The 18,887-nt window shown below is 46.2% G+C and carries 15 protein-coding genes; 12 read left to right on the plus strand and 3 right to left on the minus strand.

The window, feature by feature from the left end; translation table 11 throughout:
- The first annotated feature begins 117 nt into the window (after nt 1-117).
- From QWZ04_RS10840 to QWZ04_RS10895, 12 genes are all read left to right on the plus strand, one after another.
- Nucleotides 118-1,272, plus strand: a complete 1,155-nt coding sequence (locus tag QWZ04_RS10840; RefSeq protein ID WP_290327850.1) for a D-alanine--D-alanine ligase family protein — start codon at nt 118-120, stop codon at nt 1,270-1,272.
- 9 nt (nt 1,273-1,281) lie between these two features.
- Complete coding sequence (locus QWZ04_RS10845) at nt 1,282-3,480, plus strand: MFS transporter (RefSeq protein WP_290327851.1); 2,199 nt, start codon at nt 1,282-1,284, stop codon at nt 3,478-3,480.
- Entirely contained in the window at nt 3,477-4,619 is a 1,143-nt protein-coding gene (locus tag QWZ04_RS10850; RefSeq protein WP_290327852.1) for an ABC transporter substrate-binding protein, read from the plus strand. The genes QWZ04_RS10845 and QWZ04_RS10850 overlap by 4 nt, the downstream gene beginning before the upstream one ends.
- Nucleotides 4,616-5,320 (plus strand): substrate-binding periplasmic protein, encoded by a 705-nt coding sequence (locus tag QWZ04_RS10855; RefSeq protein ID WP_290327853.1) that lies wholly within the window; start codon nt 4,616-4,618, stop codon nt 5,318-5,320. The genes QWZ04_RS10850 and QWZ04_RS10855 overlap by 4 nt, the downstream gene beginning before the upstream one ends.
- Nucleotide 5,321: 1 nt before the next feature.
- A complete protein-coding gene (locus QWZ04_RS10860; protein ID WP_290327854.1) occupies nt 5,322-6,254 on the plus strand; it encodes a type VI secretion system-associated FHA domain protein in 933 nt (310 codons plus the stop codon).
- Nucleotides 6,251-6,712, plus strand: coding sequence for a type VI secretion system lipoprotein TssJ (tssJ, locus tag QWZ04_RS10865; protein WP_290327855.1), 462 nt, complete (start codon nt 6,251-6,253; stop codon nt 6,710-6,712). Before QWZ04_RS10860 ends, tssJ begins: the two co-directional genes overlap by 4 nt.
- Nucleotides 6,713-6,714: 2 nt before the next feature.
- Nucleotides 6,715-8,031, plus strand: a complete 1,317-nt coding sequence (gene tssK, locus QWZ04_RS10870) for a type VI secretion system baseplate subunit TssK (protein WP_290327856.1) — start codon at nt 6,715-6,717, stop codon at nt 8,029-8,031.
- 7 nt (nt 8,032-8,038) lie between these two features.
- Nucleotides 8,039-9,181, plus strand: coding sequence for a type IVB secretion system protein IcmH/DotU (gene icmH / locus QWZ04_RS10875; RefSeq protein ID WP_290327857.1), 1,143 nt, complete (start codon nt 8,039-8,041; stop codon nt 9,179-9,181).
- Between the two features lies 1 nt (nt 9,182).
- A complete protein-coding gene (gene tssM / locus QWZ04_RS10880; RefSeq protein ID WP_435433605.1) occupies nt 9,183-12,638 on the plus strand; it encodes a type VI secretion system membrane subunit TssM in 3,456 nt (1,151 codons plus the stop codon).
- 110 nt (nt 12,639-12,748) lie between these two features.
- The gene (locus tag QWZ04_RS10885) at nt 12,749-13,750 is read left to right on the plus strand and encodes a hypothetical protein (RefSeq protein ID WP_290327858.1); all 1,002 of its coding nucleotides are present in this window, start codon (nt 12,749-12,751) and stop codon (nt 13,748-13,750) included.
- Nucleotides 13,751-13,807: 57 nt separating this feature from the next.
- Nucleotides 13,808-14,434 (plus strand): protein kinase domain-containing protein, encoded by a 627-nt coding sequence (locus tag QWZ04_RS10890; RefSeq protein ID WP_290327859.1) that lies wholly within the window; start codon nt 13,808-13,810, stop codon nt 14,432-14,434.
- A gap of 9 nt (nt 14,435-14,443) precedes the next feature.
- Nucleotides 14,444-15,781, plus strand: coding sequence for a hypothetical protein (locus QWZ04_RS10895; protein ID WP_290327861.1), 1,338 nt, complete (start codon nt 14,444-14,446; stop codon nt 15,779-15,781).
- Between the two features lie 102 nt (nt 15,782-15,883).
- On the opposite strand, the gene rsgA is transcribed toward QWZ04_RS10895, so the two are convergent.
- From rsgA to QWZ04_RS10910, 3 genes are all read right to left on the minus strand, one after another.
- A complete protein-coding gene (rsgA, locus tag QWZ04_RS10900) occupies nt 15,884-16,942 on the minus strand; it encodes a ribosome small subunit-dependent GTPase A (protein ID WP_290327863.1) in 1,059 nt (352 codons plus the stop codon).
- A 349-nt stretch (nt 16,943-17,291) separates the two neighbouring features.
- Nucleotides 17,292-17,999, minus strand: coding sequence for an aspartate/glutamate racemase family protein (locus tag QWZ04_RS10905; RefSeq protein WP_290327865.1), 708 nt, complete (start codon nt 17,997-17,999; stop codon nt 17,292-17,294).
- A gap of 77 nt (nt 18,000-18,076) precedes the next feature.
- Nucleotides 18,077-18,712 (minus strand): esterase/lipase family protein, encoded by a 636-nt coding sequence (locus QWZ04_RS10910; protein ID WP_290327867.1) that lies wholly within the window; start codon nt 18,710-18,712, stop codon nt 18,077-18,079.
- Between the last annotated feature and the right edge of the window lie 175 nt (nt 18,713-18,887).

The raw sequence follows: 18,887 nt of genomic DNA on the forward strand, positions 1-18,887 counted from the left end.
GTAGGTCGAATGGGAGCCTGCCGATAGACATGACACGCTCCCAAACACTATTAGAACAAAATCGTAAAAACTTGTTACTCCACTTTTTGAGAGTAACCCATTGATAGGTAACACAAGATGACCAACTTTATTTTTTCGCCTGCACAACTTAATTGGATTCGCAACAAATTGAAAATTGCCGTGATCCACGGTGGAGACAAAGCCCAACCTCGAGGTTTTATTTTTGAAAACCTGAGTCCACGTTCAACCAAAACTTATGAAGCCGTGGCACACGATATTGCTAACGCGCTGCGTGAATCCGGTTTCCAATTGGTCACGGTATTGGCTGAAGATATTTATTTGGCTGAAACTCTGCGTCAGGAGCAAGTGGATTTGGTGATCACCAACAGCGGTGGTCTGCAAGGTTTTGATTCTATGTGTCACTTACCTTCAATGCTAGAAATGTTGGGCGTGCCGTATGTGGGGCATTCACCAATGACAGCAGGCCTGTTAGACAATAAGCACCTTTTTAAACATGAAATAAAAGCGGCAGGCCTGCCCACTGCGCCTTTCATTACTATCGGTATCGACGAAGATTTTGCGAGTGAAAGCAACCAGCGCGCACTGGACGACATTGCACGTCGTTTCCCACAAGGGTTCATTGTTAAGCCGGTTTCTGGGCGAGCTTCTATTCATGTGTACCCAGTGTTTGATCGAAGTGAACTGGCAAGTACGGTTGAGAAAGTGCGTCAAGCGAGTAATAACATCGTGATGATCGAACCGTTTCTTGGCGGGCGTGAATTTGTCGTGGCAGTGGCAGGAGAGTACACCTTTAAACAAGGCGAATTGACTCAGTCAGACAAACCGATGGCTTTTTCGATCACCGAACGTGTATTGGGCGTCGATGAACCTATTTTCACCTCGATGGATATTAAACCCATTACGCAAGACCGACTGATTGCCGTTACCGAACAGCCGTTGCGAGATCAATTGGCGGAAATTGGCCAGAAAATCTACCGCCAATTGGGTTTACAAACCTTAGTTCGAGTCGATATGCGTATGGATAACGCCGGTAATTTGTATGTGTTAGAGACCAATCCTAAGCCCGATCTAAAGCGTCCTGAAGGCGATAAGGTCAGCTTGGTTTGTCATGATTTACAACGTGAAGGGATGAGCTATACCGACCTCATTCAATCATTGGTTTTTAATCGTTTGTCGTTTTTGAAAGCCAAACGTCCAATGGCATTGGCGCATTGTTTGAATGAACAATTCGACCTGATTGGCGACGTTTAGGAGTCAAGGTTGAATACGATTAAGCAACACAGTCGACTTCTGCTGGGCGCCTTACTTGTGGTGCTGTCTTTATCCCTGATTTTTGTGGTGGGGTATGCGCAGGCACTAAAGAGTTATCAGCAGCAAAGCCGCGATGCGGTAATCGCGCAAACTGACGCCGCAAGAATGGGGATCGAGCAGATCTTAAGTTCTGGTGTGCCATTACATGACATTGCTGGCCTAGAAAAGGTTCTAGCGCCGATCGCATTGTCTGATAAGGCGGTGGTCGACATTCGAATGATCTCGGGGCAGCAAGAGCTTTACCGTTACACCGACAGTGAATTTGATGGCAGCGTGATTAGCATCGCGCTTCACAATAAGTTTACCCAAGTGGGGCAGCTAGAGATTGTTGTCAGTGACGAAAAAGTTCAGCGCGAGATCAGTGCCCGCTTTGTGCCGATGATTTGGCTGGTGGGGATCTTAGTCGGCTTGTTCGTATTCATGGTATTGCGAGCGCATAATCGAGCCATCTACTTTACCGCGTTTGGCATTGTCTTTTTGACTATGTCATTAAGCGTGATGTTGATGGTTGGTGCGCTCTATAAATCGGGTCTTGAGAGTAAAGCAAACTCGATGGCTAGCATCGTGACACAACGTTTAGCTCCTGTTTTGGTGTGGGGTATTTCTCCGCAACGTATCAGTGGTGTAGATGAAATGCTAGATGGCTTTCGTCAAACCAATAAAGAAGTATCAAGCATTGTTGTTGAACAGCAAGCGCGCACAATTGCCAGCAGTCAGGCACAGCAAGCGTTGATGTCTGTTGAAGGGATGGCGGAATTCCCAATTTCAGATGAGCGTGGCAACAAGGTGACGATTGCTTTCCACCCTAAGGTGCTGCTTTCTCAATTACTCAAAATACTGAAAAACTTTGCCATTCTTTTTGCGGGATGTGCCTTCATCTGTTTTGCTTTTATTCGTTTGCTGAGTCGCTCAGAAAACCAGAGCCATTCAGAAGTGGTCTTGGCACAAGTGAAACCGCTCTTGCTCGTTACCGTCCTGATGGAGTCCCTGATGGCGCCTGTTTTGCCTCAATATCTGACGCAAATTGCGTTGGATAACGGTGGCAGTGCAGCGTGGTCTTCATACTTTTTTACCCTGTATTTTGTTGGCTTTGCTGCGACATTGTTGCCTGCTTCTCGCTTGATAGAAATGTTTGATATTCGACGAGTGTTGAGTGCAGGGGTGATTCTTTCCAGCTTAGGCTGCGCCTTTTTAGCTTATGACAGCCATTTGACCAGCGTTTTAGTGGCGCGTTTTATCTCAGGGGTAGGGCAAGCCATCATCTTCATTGCTGTGCAAGGCTACATTCTGCGCTTTAGCGATCAGTCGAACAAAACACAAGCGGCTGGAATCATCGTCTTTTGTTTTAACGCTGGCTTTATTTCAGGTGCCGCAATCGGCGCTTTGTTGGCAGACACATTAGGTATTCAGGGCATTTTCGCGTTATCAGCGTTGATTGGAGGCTTGATGTTGATGTTCAGCATGTTACTGCCATCAATGAAAGCGGTGTGTACCGGGCAAAACAGCTTGCTTGATAACATTAAAGGGGTGATGCACGAGTCTGCAACCTTGATTCGAGTGCCTGCGTTTATGCGCACCATGTTGTTAGTTGGTATGCCAACCAAAATGATGCTAACGGGTGTGGTGTCTTTCGCCGTGCCTTTGTTATTGAGTGATAAAGGCGTGGCGAAAGAAAGCATAGGCCAAGTGCTCATGGCTTATGCGTTTGCTGTGCTGTTTATCAGTGGCCGTGTTTCGCCTCTTATCGACCGATTTGGTTCAAGCAAGTGGGCCTTGTGTTTAGGTAATGCCGTTGCGGCATTGTCTCTTGGGGTGTTAGGCGCTGCCTTTTCATTGGTCGAAGCGGGATTTGTGGTGTCACTGGCGACAATTTCAATGCTGGTAATGGGCGTGGCGCACGGTTTGATTAATGCGCCGGTTGTGACGCACGTGGTGAAAGCAACCGAAGGGCACAATGCCAATTCTGTTGCAGCAACGTATCGCTTTTTGGAACGATTCGGCCATGTTGCAGGTGCGATTGTGGTGGGTCAACTACTGGCGTCATTGGGTCACTTGTATGCATTTTGGGCCATTGGCGTGTTCTTCATTTTTGCCAGTGTCTTGATGTTGCTATTGGATCGTCAAAAAGCCAGTGAGGTAGCAGCATGATAAAACGCACTATTTACGGTCTGTGCTTTGTGATCGCTTTACTGTCTTGTCAGCTACGAGCGGAATGGCCGAGTTGGTTAGGTCAGGACTTAAACCAAACGTCTTCCTGGCAGATAAGTAGCAGTGAGCGCTCAGTAGCATTTCTTCCTGTGCGTGAAACACCGAGTGTTTGGGTGTTGGTATCACGTAAAGCTCGCTCTTATGACACAGCAATTGCAACCATGCTCAAAGTGTATAAGCAGGAGCTGAGTGCAACGTCATTTCGAGTATTTTTGCTTCCTGAGACGCCTAGCGCGTTGCGCCTTTGGCTAAAAAAAGCGGAGCGTAATGCGAGTCTGATCTATGCCGTTGGCTCTAAGGCGACCGTTGCAGTGCATGATGTTTATGCGGGTGGAACCTTACCTGTGGTATCGGTGAATGCCAAAGATCCCGTGTTACTTGGTTTAACCGATAACTACCGTACCAGTGGTAATAACTTTGCCTATACGTCGCTTAATTTGCCAGCGGATATCACGTTGAGCTTCCTCAGACGCTTTAATCCAGAGTTGCGTCAAATTGGCATTTTATACGCTAAAAGCAATACCAGCGCTTACGTAACTCAGTATTTGCCCCTCAAAGCGCAAGCAGAGAAGTCGGGCATTACGGTGTTTGGCTTCGAAGTCGACGAAAACGACCCTAATGGGGGGTTAGGCGAGGTTATGCAGCAGCAAATGTTAGCGATCAAGCAAGCCGATCCTCAACTAGAACATTCGATTCTTTGGTTAACGGGCAGTTCCAGTTTGCTAGAGCGAATGGAAGAGATCTACGCCCATACGGAGCAAGCCCCTTTGCTAACCGTGGTACCTGATGCCGTTAATGGTAGCGCAAACAGTGCATTGATGTCGGTGGGGGTCGGATTTGAAAACAATGCTCACCAAGCAGCGCTGTATGGCATTCAAATATTGCGTGATGGTAAGTCACCGAGTGCGCTGCCTGTTGGCGTGTTATCGCCACCGGATATCTCTATCAGCTTTAAACAAGCCGACCGCCTTAACGCCAAATTGCCTTTTGTTTTGATCGAAATGGCCAGCGATATCTATGCCCAAGATGGCGAGATGATCCGAGCCGCCGGTATGAGTATGGAGAAAACCAAGCCATGAAGCCGTCAATAGTGATGTGTTTATTACTGGTTATGAGCAGCTTGAACGTTGCTCACGCATTCAATCGTCCAGAGCGTTTGTTGTTAGCGACCCAAGAATGGTTTCCCTATCAGTATCAAGAGAATGGACAGATGAAAGGGGTTGGCATTGAAAAAATCAAATGCGTGATGCGCGTGATGCGCCAGCCATATCAATTCACTATGACTAAGTGGGATCGTGCCCAGCTGTTGACGGAAGTCGGCAGCCAGCACGGATTTTTCTTAGCCTCTCACAACAACAAGCGTGACGAATACGCGATCGCGTCTGATGCCGTGGCAGAGCAAAATTGGAGCTGGTTTTCGCTTTCTGATGCCACTGATGTCAACAGCGCAATGTTCAAAAATCAAGTGGAAGTCGCCGCGTTATTTGGTTCAAACAAGTGGTTTTGGCTGCAAAAGAATGGCTATCGAGTGTCGATGAAGCCGCGCAGCGCTAAAGCCATGCTGAAACTGATGTTGAACGGAGGGGTTGGAGCCATCTTAGGCAACGATGCCGTGATTGAAGAGACGATCAAACAAATGGGCATAAGCTATCGAGCTATCTCCAAAACACGGATGAAATCTCAGCCTTTAGGCGTCTATTTTTCGAAGTCATTTACCGAAAAGTACCCGCAATTTTTAACTGAATTTAACCGCGCTAACGCACAATGTAAGGGTAAATAATATGCCTCTATCAATCAGAATTATTAGCTCTCCTGATGGCGAAAGCATTTCAGAATGGAATAAATCGTTTCCAGATGAAGGGGGCGAAATTGGTCGCGCTTTTGGGGCGACGATGCAGTTGAGTGACGCTCGTAGAGAAGTGTCATGTTCTCACGCGTTGATCAAAAAAACTTCCCGTGGTTATCAAGTGCTGGATAACAGTACGAATGGTTTGTATATCAACGGTTCAGATACGCCGTTAGGCAAAGGCAACCAATCGACATTAAGTGATGGCGACGTCTTGGATGTTGGCCGCTACCGTTTGTTGGTCTCGTGTTTTATTCCCGAACAGGCACGGGTTAAAAGTGAAGAGCCCAACCTGCGTCAAGGCCTGTTTGGTGACGATCCTTTTAGCAGCGATAACGAGCCATTAGCGACGCCTTTTATTGAAACCGAGCTTGAACCGGATTTTACGGCATCGGCTTTTGACGTTGTAGATGATGACCCGTTTCTAGGTGATGTTGCGCCACGTCGAGTTGAAACTAACGAGTTCAATCTGAGCTTTTCTGCGATCGATGATGACCCTTTAGCCGACACAGGTTTGCAAGCAAATTTGCCAACGCCAATGGAAGCACTCGTTCATAACACGACTCCATCTCGCCACGAGTTAGCGGCTTATCAACATGCGGAAGAGCGCTTGCAGCAGCAAACGGACAAAGCGCTAGAAATGGCCCTAAACCGCCTATTGTCAGACATCGCTCCGCAAGCCGTTGAAACCATGTTTGATGACCTTTCTGCGCCGACGTTTTGGGGCGGAAAACCCAAGTACTGGGACATGTACAAACGCTACTTCACTCGCCAAGTAGACAATCGTGACTGGCAAATAAAGTTTCATGCCTATTTTCATGATGCGATGCGCTTACAGCGTAATTTAGATGGAGGGCAAAACTCATGAGAAAGGTCGGTTTACTTTTGTTGACCGCGTTGCTTTCAGGATGCAGTTTCTGGGGTAACGACTTAGCACCTCAATTGGTGATCAATATTCAAGCTTCAGCCAACATAAATCCAAACGTGGAAGGTAAACCGTCTCCGGTTGAAGTACGAATTTACCAGCTTAGTGACAGTCAGGCGTTCAATCAAGCTGACTTTATTCAGCTATACAGCGATGCCCAAGGTGTGTTGAAAGCCGAGTTGTTGATTGCGCGCCAATTGGCCAGCGTCTTACCGAGCGAGAACCGCAAAGAAGTGATTCCTATGGGCGCTGAGACTAAGTACATCGGCGTGATCGCAGGATTCGCCGATTACCGTGAAGCAAAAAATAAAGTTATTTACCAGCCTGTGGTGTTGGGTTCATCGGCCATCAATATCCAATTAGATGGCGTTAATTTATCGGTCACAGGCGAAGAGGATTAGTCATGGACAATAAAAAAGTGGTTTGGAGCGAAGGCATGTTTCTTTCGCCACAGCATTTTCAGCAGCAAGAGCGTTACGTTGAATCATTCACGCGTGAATTTGCTGGTCAAATGGTGCCACAGTGCTTTGGCTTAACTCTATTGGATTTAGATCGCTCCATGCTCAACATTGGCAAAGTGGCCGTGCGTCGAGCAAAAGGCATTTTTCCTGATGGTACGCCGTTTGAGATCAATCAGAGCCTGATACTAGAGATCGATAAAAACACCCATAGTAAAAAAGTCTATTTGGCGCTTCCTGTCACCAGGCCTGGAGCCGTCGATGTCGGAGAGGATCAACGGCTGAGGCATGCATCGATTGAACACTCTGTTTTTGATACCAGCCGTGAGCACAGTGATCCTGTACCGCTTGAATTGGCCGAGTTGAATATTGAACTCAAGTTAGAAGGCGAAGAGCTGCAAGATTACACCCTGATTGCCATCGCCGATGTGAGTGAGCACAAATCAGAAGGGGCGGTTATTTTAAATCAAGCCTTTGTTCCACAGAGCCTGCATTTTGGTGTTTCTAATTATCTGAAAGATTGCGTTGCGGATGTGTATGCGCAAGTGCAATACCGCGCGCGTGCTATCTCGACCCGTTTACAAGCCGAAGATGGAAGTAAGAGCTACCAAGCGTTAATGCGCGATTACTTGTGGTTACAAGCCTTGGGTGCTTGGATGCCAAAATTGCAGCAATGGAATGAAGATTCAACGTTACTGACTAAGCAGCTCTACTTGGAATGTTTATCAATGGCGGGGCAAATGCAGGGGCTGGAAGGGAAGATGCCTAAGTCGTTTGCAACGTGGAACCAACACGATCTGTACGGCGTGTTTTCTGCCGTATTTTCAGAGTTGTTGGTTCTACTTCGTGAAGTTCAAATTGATAACGTGACAAGCCTTGTGTGGGATACCCAGTTGTTTGTGAGCCGCAGATTGTTAAGAACGCTGGTGCAAGATCGTAGCGTTTATAACCAAGGGCGTTTCATTTTGGTGGCCACATCGCCAATAGGGGCATCACGATTGAGCGAAGAATTTCCTAAAGCGACGAAACTGGCGGGCAACAGTGACATTGCTGCGTTGGTGCGTAACGCATTATCAGGTGTTGCGCTGCGCAATCTTCCTTACGCTCCTTCCGAGCTTAAATCGAAACATGATGCTGCTTATTTTGAAGTGGACACCAAATCGGACATATGGCAACGCTTGGTGAAAAAAGATGAACCGATCGCTTTGCACATTGATGAGCGAATCGAAGACGTCCACGTTGAATTCCACGTGATCAGGTAGGTGAACAGTGACTGGACTATTTAATGAAGAGCCGACGGTGGAAATTCACCGCCGGCAGGAACAGCCTAAAGCCAAACCTCAAGGGTTGAAAAACAGTGGTGTCGACCTTTCAGGAACCGAGCGTCTGATTGATAACTTGGCGGTGTACAGTTGCCCGTTGCTCAATGGTGCAACGGAGCTGTTTGGTATTTTGGTGACCTTGCCTCGCCAAGGAGAACCAAGGGATATTGAGCGATTTCGCCAACGTTTATTGGATGCGATTTCTGCGTTCCGTCAGCGTGGTCTCTATTTGGACTACCATCCAAGCATCATTGATAAAAGCTGTTTTGTGCTTTGTGCCGCCTTTGATGAGGCGATTCTCTATACCAGTTGGGGCGAACGCGCACGCTGGGAAAATCATTCGCTATTAAGTTCGGTCTTTTCACAAAGAAATGGCGGCGAAGCGTTTTTCTCTTTATTAGACAAAGCCAGCCAGCAACCCGCCAAATTGGTGGATTTCTTAGAGCTGCAATACGTGTTGTTGATGCTGGGTTTTAAAGGGCGTTACCGTCACGAAGATGAGAGTGAGTTGCATGAGATCCAATCTCGGGTTTACACCGTCATTCGTCATTATCGCGGTGAAAGTGTCTTACCCGTTCCGAAAACACCTGAACTGATTGAAGGCAAACGGCCTTGGCGGATGTTGAGTTTACCCAAAACGTTGACGTTAGCCACGTTGTGCCTTGGCAGTGCTTATGCGGCGTCTGAGTATTGGTATTTCAACCGCAGCCAACCGATTTTGCAGCAGTTTAGCAGCATCGATATGTCTGGCGTGAATTTGAAAAAAGCCAACAACGAATTGGTGTATGTCAGTACGGAATCGGACATAGGAATAGCCACTGCTGAGGCGGATACGTCACAGAGCACTCAAGTTGTGCCGGTGGCGCAGCAATGGGAGGTCGTGTTAGCCGTTTTAACTCGTTCGTCCGACGCTGTACGTCTTGTCTCGGAGTTGCAAAAAGCGGGTTACGAGTCATTCACGCGTGAGACAGAGCACGGCATTGAGCTTTACTTGCGTGCCGGAGACAACCTCACCCTGATCCGAAAACTGAAAAATGAATTGAACGTTCGTTTTGGTCTCAATGCGACGATTAGAAGAGCACAGAAATAACATGATGAAGAAAACAGTCGCGATGCTATTCGCAGCTCTAATGATAATAGCCGCTGCGTTTTGCTGGTGGTATTACCCAGAACCAGAAATGAACCCTGTTAAATACGGTGTTACCGCACTGGCTGCATTGGTATTGCTGGTGGTCGTGGTGTGGTGGTTCAAGCAACGCAAAAAAAGCCATCAACCAAAAGAGCAACACGATCAACAGTTATTGCTCAAACAAGACACCAAGGTCATTCAGCAGTTATTTAAGCTGGCGAGTAAGAAAATTCGTGGCCGTGGGCGCAGTAAGTTAGACAGCCTGTATAGCTTGCCGTGGTATTTGGTGATCGGCGGAGAGAAAGACGCCAAGAGCTACTTTTTGCAACAAAACGGGTTAGAGCCAGTTTTGGACAAGCATTTGGGAGACAGCGATACCGAGCAATATCTGAAGTTTTGGAGCAACGACCATGTGGTGACCGTGGAAGTCGGACATCGTCTTTTTGATAGTGAAGGGGTGGATGAACGCCTATGGGATGTGCTCGCACACCAATTGCTTAAGTACCGCCCTCGCCAAGGGTTGAATGGTGTTGTCTCGGTGATCGGTTGCGACCGATTGCTGCAAGGGGATCGTAAAGCTCGCCAGAAGCTCAGCAGTATCTATCAAGAAGCGGTGCTATCTATGGGCAGCACTTTGCAGTTAACTTTGCCTGTTTACAGTGTGTTTTCGAAAGCCGATACCATTGCTGATTTTGTCGAGTTTTTTGAAAGCTATTCGGGTTGCGATGTTGAAAACCCATTTGGCATCACTTTCCCATGTGATGCACAGCGTCGTTTTGACAAACACAAATTTGAAGCACAAAGCAAAGCCTTGGTGAAATCCATGGCAGAGCAGCAATTTGAACTGCTGCGGAACATCAGCAAAGAAAAGTCGGGCTCTGTGATCGCATTGCCATATCAACTGCGTATTTTCTTTGAAAGAGTGAACGAACTGCTGACGGATATTGGCCGAGAAAACCGAGTTCGTGAAGCGGTATGGTTAAGGGGTGCTTACCTTCTGTCTTGTGGTCAGAAAGGCAATGAACATGACTTGCTGACCCAAGTGGTTGCCGACCGTGCAGAATTTAACAGCCAAAGTACTCGTGAGCAGTTTCCGAGCCGCCGTAGCTACTTTTCTACTCGCTTGTTTAGCCATGTGATCCTGCCTGAAAGTGGCATCACAGGCGTAAATCAGATACGCCACATAGGCTATCTGGCGGCACGTAGTATGATGATTCTATTGGTGATCGCATCACTTGCTTCCGTTGGTTTACTGCTAAAAGACAACTGGAACCAAGATGAGCAGTGGCGAGCGGATGCCATGACGCAACTGCGACTTTACGGCGCTGATATTCACCGTTTGGAAAACAACTATTCGCTGTCTGACATGATTGCGGTGCTTAATGAACTGCGCGGTGTTGCGGCGGCCGGGATTGAAACTAAAGCTTGGTATCAATTGGTGAGCACCAAGCAAAGTGATACAGCAGAGCGCATTTATTCTACTTACCAAGAGCAGTTAAATGTCATTTTACTGCCCAAACTTGAAGAGCTGATAAGCTCCGAGCTCTACGTTTACGTCAATTTAGGTAACCCAAGTAAAGTCTTTGAGATTTTGCGTTATTACCAAATGTTGTTTGATAAACAGCAACTAAACATTGATGAAATGCAACGTTACTTGTTGGATAACCTCAAAGATCAGGGTGACGTTTCCTCTGATGACATCAACGTTTTGGCGTTGCTCATTGAAGACTTATTTAACAGCGATTATGCGAACCGTCTAGAGCCAAACGCGGCCTTGATTTCGGTCGCAGCAAACAACTTAGAAGGCTTGTCGCCAGAGCGCCTTATTTATGCTCGTATTAAAGGGCTGCCGCAATATAGAAGCCAAGTTGATATTCGCCGCCAGCTTGGAGATAAATTCGACACTAGCTTTGAGTTTTCAGAAGGATTTCATGGCTATTTGATCCCGGAAATATTTACCAAGCAAGGTTATAGCCAATTAGATCTGAGTGCCAAATCTGAATTGCTTCGCCGCCAGTTAAGTGAATTTAAATCGATTCAAGGTGATATGTCTGGCGCTTCCATAACGGAGTTAACCGACCTCAGTAAGCAGATCCAGCGTTTGTACTTTGCAGACTACATCTATTACTGGAAAGACTTGGTGAATAACATTCACATCAAACAATTCAATTCACCTGTTGAGTTTGCGTACGCGCTAAAAGCGGCCCGTGAGCCAGTCACCAGCCCAGTGTTGGATGTGCTTGGCGCTGTGGTGGTCAATACCACTCTTGCAGTCGAAGAGCAGCCAGATACTCGAGGCAACAAACGAGTAGCAAGTCAATTAGGGCTGAAAAAAGTGGCTAAAGGCTTGTCTAAAGCAGACAAAATTAACCGCGCTGTAGGTGGGAAATTGATTCGTTTACAGCCTTCTTTTGTCGTAAACGAGGCCTTTATTGGTTACGCCAACTACATCAATGGAACAGGAAAGGCGGGAGATGCCGTGCCATTGGATGGGCTCATTCAACAATTTGATTCTCTTAATGGTTACTTTGATGACGCCCTTTCCAGTGCAGATCCTGGTAAAGCCATGCACGCGTATGCGTTAGCACATGCTGCGGGTAGCCAAGATGCCATTGTTTTGTTTCAAAGACAGGGCAGTAAAGCGCCAAATCAAGTGGCGAAATGGACCAAGAACTTGGCGCAGCAGGCTTGGCGTCAAGTCGTCTCTGGCAGCGTTGGTTACCTCAATCAGCAATGGGATGAGCGAGTGTATCAGTTTTATGTCGCAGCGATTGAAGGGCGCTTCCCATTTGCTAAGCATGGCCGTGGAGAAGTGGACTTAACTGATTTCGCGTCGTTCTTTAAACCGCAAGGCCGGGTAGATCAGTTCATTGACGAGATGTTGAAACCTTTTGTCTATTGGGACAACGGGACATTAAAACTCAACGAAGTCGACGGCTTAACCTTGCCTTTAAGTGGTCAAGCAAGAAACCAGCTTCGCCAAGCTCGTAAGTTGAGTCAGACTTTCTTTGGGCCAACAGGTCAGGAGTTGGCACTCAAATTTGCACTTAGAGCGAGCTCGATGAATACCTCAGTCACTCAGTTTCAAATTCGCGAAGCAGAGAGTGTGTTCGACTATCGTCATGGCCCACGAGTTTGGACGGAAGTGAGTTGGCCTACTACGGGTGTTGAGGGATACCTGACGACTAACTTCTATCAAGGTGAAAATCGCGTCGCGACCCGATCTTATACAGGGCAGTGGGCTCTGTTCAGAGCGCTATTTGATGGCGATTCAACCAAAACAGCGACTCGTTTAGTCAGGAAACTCAATTATAAGCTTAACGACAATCGCATCGTAATTGATTACACCCTACGGGATTCAAACCAAACACTGGATAAATCATTGTTTACCAGTTTTGCGCTGCCCAAGCATTTGTAAGTTTATGATTTAACACTGGCTATTTTTTCTGCCAGCGAATGAGAGTGTGAAGGTCATGAGGAGTTGCATCATGGCCGACACAGCTCGAGACTTCATTTAGGAGAAGTAACATGCTCGACAACATTAGTAACGCCACCTCTTTTGGCAAAACGCTACACGACGAAATCGGCAATGCAAATGACGGAAATTCAAAAACTAGCTTGAATGGTTTGGCAATTGGAGAGAGTGCGTTTGATTTAGGCACTGGCCTACTGGATAGCACGCCGCTAGGAAAGGCCATTGATATTCCGGTTGAATTAGTAGAAGGCGGATTCGGCAAAATTGAAAAGACCAAGGTTGTCGAAACAGTAAAGCAAAAATTCCATGCTTATGTCAGCCAAAAAACCGCCAATTCCGTTTCTGCGTTTACCACGCCAACGGTGTTATCTAAAGACAGACGCGGCGCACTTCAAGGGAAAAAAGGCCAAGACTGGCTAAGTGGTGCAGAAGGCATTTACAAAAAGCATCAGGGTGAACGTTTTTATAAAATGCAGCGCAAATTGCAAGACAAAGCGCGTGGCTTGAAAAAGAACCCTATCAAGGTCGCAAAAGTCCCATTGAGCATTGTGCCATTAGGTGAAGTCGCTAAGTTTGCCATTAAAGGTGGCGAATATGTGGTTGGCAAGTTTGCAGGGGCGAGGCGAGATCGTAAGAAAAATGAATATACCTCAGATGGCAATCGCCAGATGCTTGAAGCCAAGTTGGGTAAGCAAGAATATAACCGAAAGAAAGCCAAATGGCAGTCGAAAGACATTGCGGATTTGGGACCGAAGATCCAGCGTAACCTTTATAAATTAAAGCAGTCAGTAGAGATCTTAAATTCACGCAAGCAGCAGTTGAACTTATGCAGCGCAAAACACGCACAAGATCCTAATAATCCGGCGAATGTGCGCGCTTTGGTGAAAAGTCGTGAAGACGCGGCAATGAGCTTGTATGAGGTGAAGCATTACGTAGAAAAAGTCTCAGACATGTGTAAAGCGATGGAAGCGACGGCGTTTACCATCAACACCTATATGGAAGGTTTGAAACAGGTTACCGACTCTTCTGAAAGCGACATCATGAAGAGTTTTTAAGGCCAATTGATGACACTTAAACACCAGTCTGTTACGTGCGATTCGGAAGAGACTTCGATGCAAAGGACTTTTTTTCACTCCGTGGAAGAGGACTGGTGTCTACAACGACTGACAAAGCGTTATTCGAATCAACAAGCGATGAGTCGAGAGTGGCAAGCGTTGACGGCATGTGCGGGGGGGTACGTGCAAAAGGCGCTTGAATTCGATACGGATAAAAAGGTGATGCATCTGGTTTACGAGCAGCAGGCCAAGCCATTGTCGAGGTTCGAGTTCCAAGACGCTGAAACTTTTGTCGGTATGTTACCTATCATCATTCGCGCTATTCACCATTGTCATCAATGTGGCTGGGTGCACGGGGATATTAAGCCAAGCAATATTTTGTTTCTTCCTCATTTGGACTCGATTTTGTTGATTGATTTCGGAGCGAGTTACCCGCTAGGGACACGAAGAGAAGACTTAACGTGTTGGCAAGCAAGTCAAACCTTCGCCTCTTCTGAGCAGTGGCGAGGAGAAGGTGTCGTTACTCAGGCGGACGATTGGCACGCCTTAAAAAAAATGATCAATCAGTTCGTTCGCTCTCCCATAGGGCATAAGCAAAGAAAGACGGCGGTTTCAATTAGAGAGTCGCTCGATGGTTGGTTGCGCCGCTCTGAGGTGGCTAAACCAACCCATAACAATAACTAGGAGGGCACCATGCCTGTTTCAATTGCTGACGTTGAAAACGTGGTAGATACCACTGGATGGAATATCCAAGAGATAGAAACCTTATATGCGCGTGTGAATGTGGTGAATTATTTATCGTCATTAGAAGTGCAAAAAAAAGCGGTGTTCGCATCGGATGCGATGGCAAATTTTCTGGTCGATACAACACCTCTAGATGACGCCACGGCGTTATTGAAGAAAGGCTGCTGTATGGTGCTTGATCACACAAAAGCTGGCCACAAAGTCTCTCAGGTGGCTCAAGGTGTAAGAACTGCGATTACTAACAGTCGACCAGCTGTAGCTTTAAAAAATATGGCCGATAAAGCTGCCAAAGCGGTTGATAAAATCAAAAGAAAAATCGAAGAATTATTGGAAAAATTCGTGAGTAAAATGATGAGCTTTTTCAAGAAAGCTTATTCCGATATCGCTTGGGTGACCTCTTTTATTACGGAGGTTGCAGGGTGGTTAGTGGCGTCTTTAAAAGCCGACATTACGAACGCTATTCCAGTCTGGGCTTATGTGCAAAGTGCTTCTGATTTGTATAAAGGGTTAAAAACAACCGTTGAAGGCGTGACCACTTACGTGTCTTTGAAATTATCTGGACGTGGGGTTTCTCTAAAGAGTGGTCACCCAGAAATCATTGCAAGAGATCTGCGCTCGCATATGACGGCCAAAGCGCTATTGGGTGCAAAAGATGCGGGCGTGTCCGTTGGTAAAATTGCCCTTACCGCGACTGGCGACACCATCGGAATTGGATCGATTCTAAGTTACGTGGCCACCGCATTGCAGAAGATTTTTAAGCTGATTGATTTCATTATTCAACGCGTGAATTTACACCGAGTGTTGAAGAAAGCGAAGAAAGAGCAAGGTAATTTGCTCAACTGTTCTTCGATAGCTTTGGATGCGAAGCGATTCAATGATTGGTTTACTAACTCCTTGGCACTGAGCCCTGTATTAGGTGCACTACTGATGCACTCAGGAGCTATCGCTCACCCATATAGTTTCTTATCTTTATTGGATAGGTTAGGGCGTGTGCGTACCGATGCGCAGCTTCAGTACACTAAGGGGTCTAAGCATATTGAAAACATGAAGCAGGCCTCTGGCGGTTACATTCGTGAATACACGGCGGAATACAACGTCATCTTTGCCAGCGACGTTTCTTGGCAAAATGAATTGTTGAAGCAGCAGCAAGGTTTGGAAGGAGCGCATGTCATTACTTCTGATGTGAAGCGCCCTGAGTTCCAACCACTACAACGTCAAAATGCGATTCGCCGTCATCCGCCTAAGTTAAAGCGTGCTAATGCATTCCGTGGTAGACCCGCAATTTAGTGATCTGAATACCCGGTAGATAAAAGCCAGCAAACCTATTCATTTGCTGGCTTTTTTTCATGGAGGATAGTTGTATTAACTATACGTCATGACGTCATGGTATTAGCCACCATGCCTAGATTGTTTTTTTGCCGACATAAAGGTTTTACACATCTTGCCAAACTTTTTGTCTGCACTTCGTTTTTCTGCAATGGATGCGCCATTTCTGGCTTGTTCACGGAGCAGTTTGTTGTAATTGTCTAATCGACGATTATCAATATCACCATTTTCTAACGCTTTGCGTACCGCGCATCCGGGTTCTTCGTGATGCTGGCAATCGGAAAATCGACATTGTGAGACCAAGGTTTCAATATCAGCAAAGGTTTCTGATACACCTTCTTCACAGCTAGACAACTGCAGTTCGCGCATTCCCGGAGTATCCATCAATAACCCACCCTCTGGAAGAGGAAGTAAGGTTCTTGATGTTGTGGTATGTCGTCCTTTGCTGTCGTCCTCTCGGATGCCTCCTGTTGATTGGCTTTCGCCACCAATTAAGGAGTTTACGAGGGTGGATTTCCCCACGCCTGATGAACCAATAAATGCCACGGTTTGACCGGAGTTACACCAACTGCGCAGCCCTTGTAAGGTGCTTGCATCCAGAGCATTAACCACTTCGGTAAGTAAAAAAGCATCTAGATTTTGGATTTCGGCACGTTTGTCATCTGCATCGTCACATAAATCTGCTTTGGTCAGCACCACAACGGGTTCAACTTTTGCTTCTTTTGCCAGAGCTAAATAGCGCTCGACTCGGCTGAGGTTAAAATCTTGATTGAGTGACATCACGATAAAAACAGTATCAACGTTTGCCGCGATAAACTGCTCTTTGAGCTTTGGCCCAGGCGCTTTACGTTTAAACAGAGATTTACGCTCTAGCATGCGATCGAATTGAAAGGTCTCGCTATTTAATAATATCCAGTCACCTACGGTCATTGCGGGTAGGTTGATATGGGCATCTAAGTGAAACGTTTTGGCTTCGGTTGCGACAACATAACCACTTTTGTGGTGTTCTGTCACCCGGCCTACAACGCAATTATCGTAATCTTCAAGTGCGAGTTGTTGGGTAAAAAATGGTTGCCATCCAAGTTGAGTTAATGTGATTGGATGAGTAAAAATAGTATTCATGATAGTACCTACTGAAAAACAGCATAAATTTTGTATGAGGTCGGGTACTGACTGAAAAACGTGCAGTGCTAATGCAAAATAGTACTTGGCGAAAGATCGCAAAGTAATAGAGCATTAACGAGACCCCGGTCTGATAACACCGGGCAATAGAAGGGAATTTGTAGGCAATGTCGCAATGCGACTAATAGTAATTAAGCCTTAGCGCTTTCTTGTGCCGGGTGGATATTTAAAACAATCATTTTTGTCCTCTCTTTTTTTGCGTATGAATTAGCCTGCATTATTGCACCATTTTCTAACTTGTCAATTGAACTCAATGTAGCGTGTGTAGCTCGTTGGAGCAGATTACTCGTTAGAGCAAAAGTTCATTGCCAACCGCATCCTCAACAGCGGCTTTGGCATGAATGCTTGTGGTGTCGTAAAGCGGAATGTTGGTATCGGTTTGGCTTACCAAAAGTGCAATTTCAGTGCAACCTAGAATAATCGCCTGCGCGCCATCCGCGGCTAATTCATTCATAATGCCTAAATAAGCTTCTTTCGATACGGAAGAGATTTTACCTAAGCAGAGTTCTTGATAAATGATGTCATGTACGACTTGTCTAGATGTAGAGTTTGGGATAACGACATCAATGCCGAAGTCTTGAATTAACCTTTGTTTATAGAAGTCTTGCTCCATGGTGAACATGGTACCCAACAACCCTACTTTAGTGATGCCGTCTATTTTAAGCTGTTTAGCCGTAGCGTCGGCAATGTGCAGTAGTGGAATCGAGACGTTGGCTTGAATTTGAGGGGCGACTTTGTGCATGGTGTTGGTGCAGATGAGGAGAAAATCCGCGCCGCCAGCTTGTACATGCTTGGCCGCATCAATGAGAATATCGGCCATTTTATCCCAGTCACCTTGATGTTGAAGCTGTTCAATAGGCGCAAAATCAACGCTGTATAGGCAGATTTTGGCGGAATGCAGCCCGCCAAGAGCGTGTTTTACTCCTTGATTAAGCTGTTGGTAGTAACTGAGCGTTGACTCCCAACTCATGCCGCCGATCATTCCTATCGTTTTCATACAAACCCCAAAGAAAAATGTTCAATAGATGACCATATTTACACTGTAAACTGAAAAAGGTAAACCTTAGTCGAGGGCTATTGATAGTGAAATTGTTTGTGTTTGAATTCACCTTGCTTAATGAAGTGATCGATTTGCTTTGGAACAAGCGAGCTGTAGATCATGCTCGTGTGGCTGCTGTTTACTTCTATATGGTCGGTCATACCATCAATTTTTGTCTCATCGACCGTCACTGTGCCATCGGACTCGGTTTTGTCGTCCCAAACCAATAGTGAACGCATACCAATTGCTGTTGTTCCCGCAATAGATCCCAGTTTTTGTGCATATTCCCATTGGTCATGATGCTTGTTCAGGCCAAATTCGGGTGAGTTGCCCAGAATTTTTTTGAGTCCTAGACGGGTGACTTTATCCGTTATGGAAGCCCCTTTAAGTGGAGAACCAAGAGTAACAACATGAGAGACGAGAGTGGGAGAGGGTTGCCGACTGGCGAGATAACGTTTAATCACGATACCACCAAGGCTATGGCCAAGAAGAATGTTAGTTTTGGTTCTATCTAGCGCTGCATCTATGGCGGCAAAAACACGTCTTTCATTGATCGCTACGCTGTTGTAAGAAATGATCTTTGTGCGGTATCCAAGTGTACGAAGTTCATCGGCTAACGGTTTCATGACTAAACCATGCATATATAAGCCGTGCAGTATAATTATCTTCATTTCCAAGAACTCCAAACAAGCATGATGTCATTCACTATACGATATTGAATAAACAGAGCAAAGAAGTGTTGGCTTCCAGTTTTGTAAAGATTGATTTCATCAAAGTGACTAAAGAATCAGTTAATTACATCAAAGACTTCCAAGTTTATCAGATTGTTATTCCGAGTGTACAAAG

Origin of the sequence: Vibrio tapetis subsp. quintayensis (assembly GCF_030409945.1) — a bacterium.
Lineage (GTDB): Bacteria > Pseudomonadota > Gammaproteobacteria > Enterobacterales > Vibrionaceae > Vibrio > Vibrio quintayensis.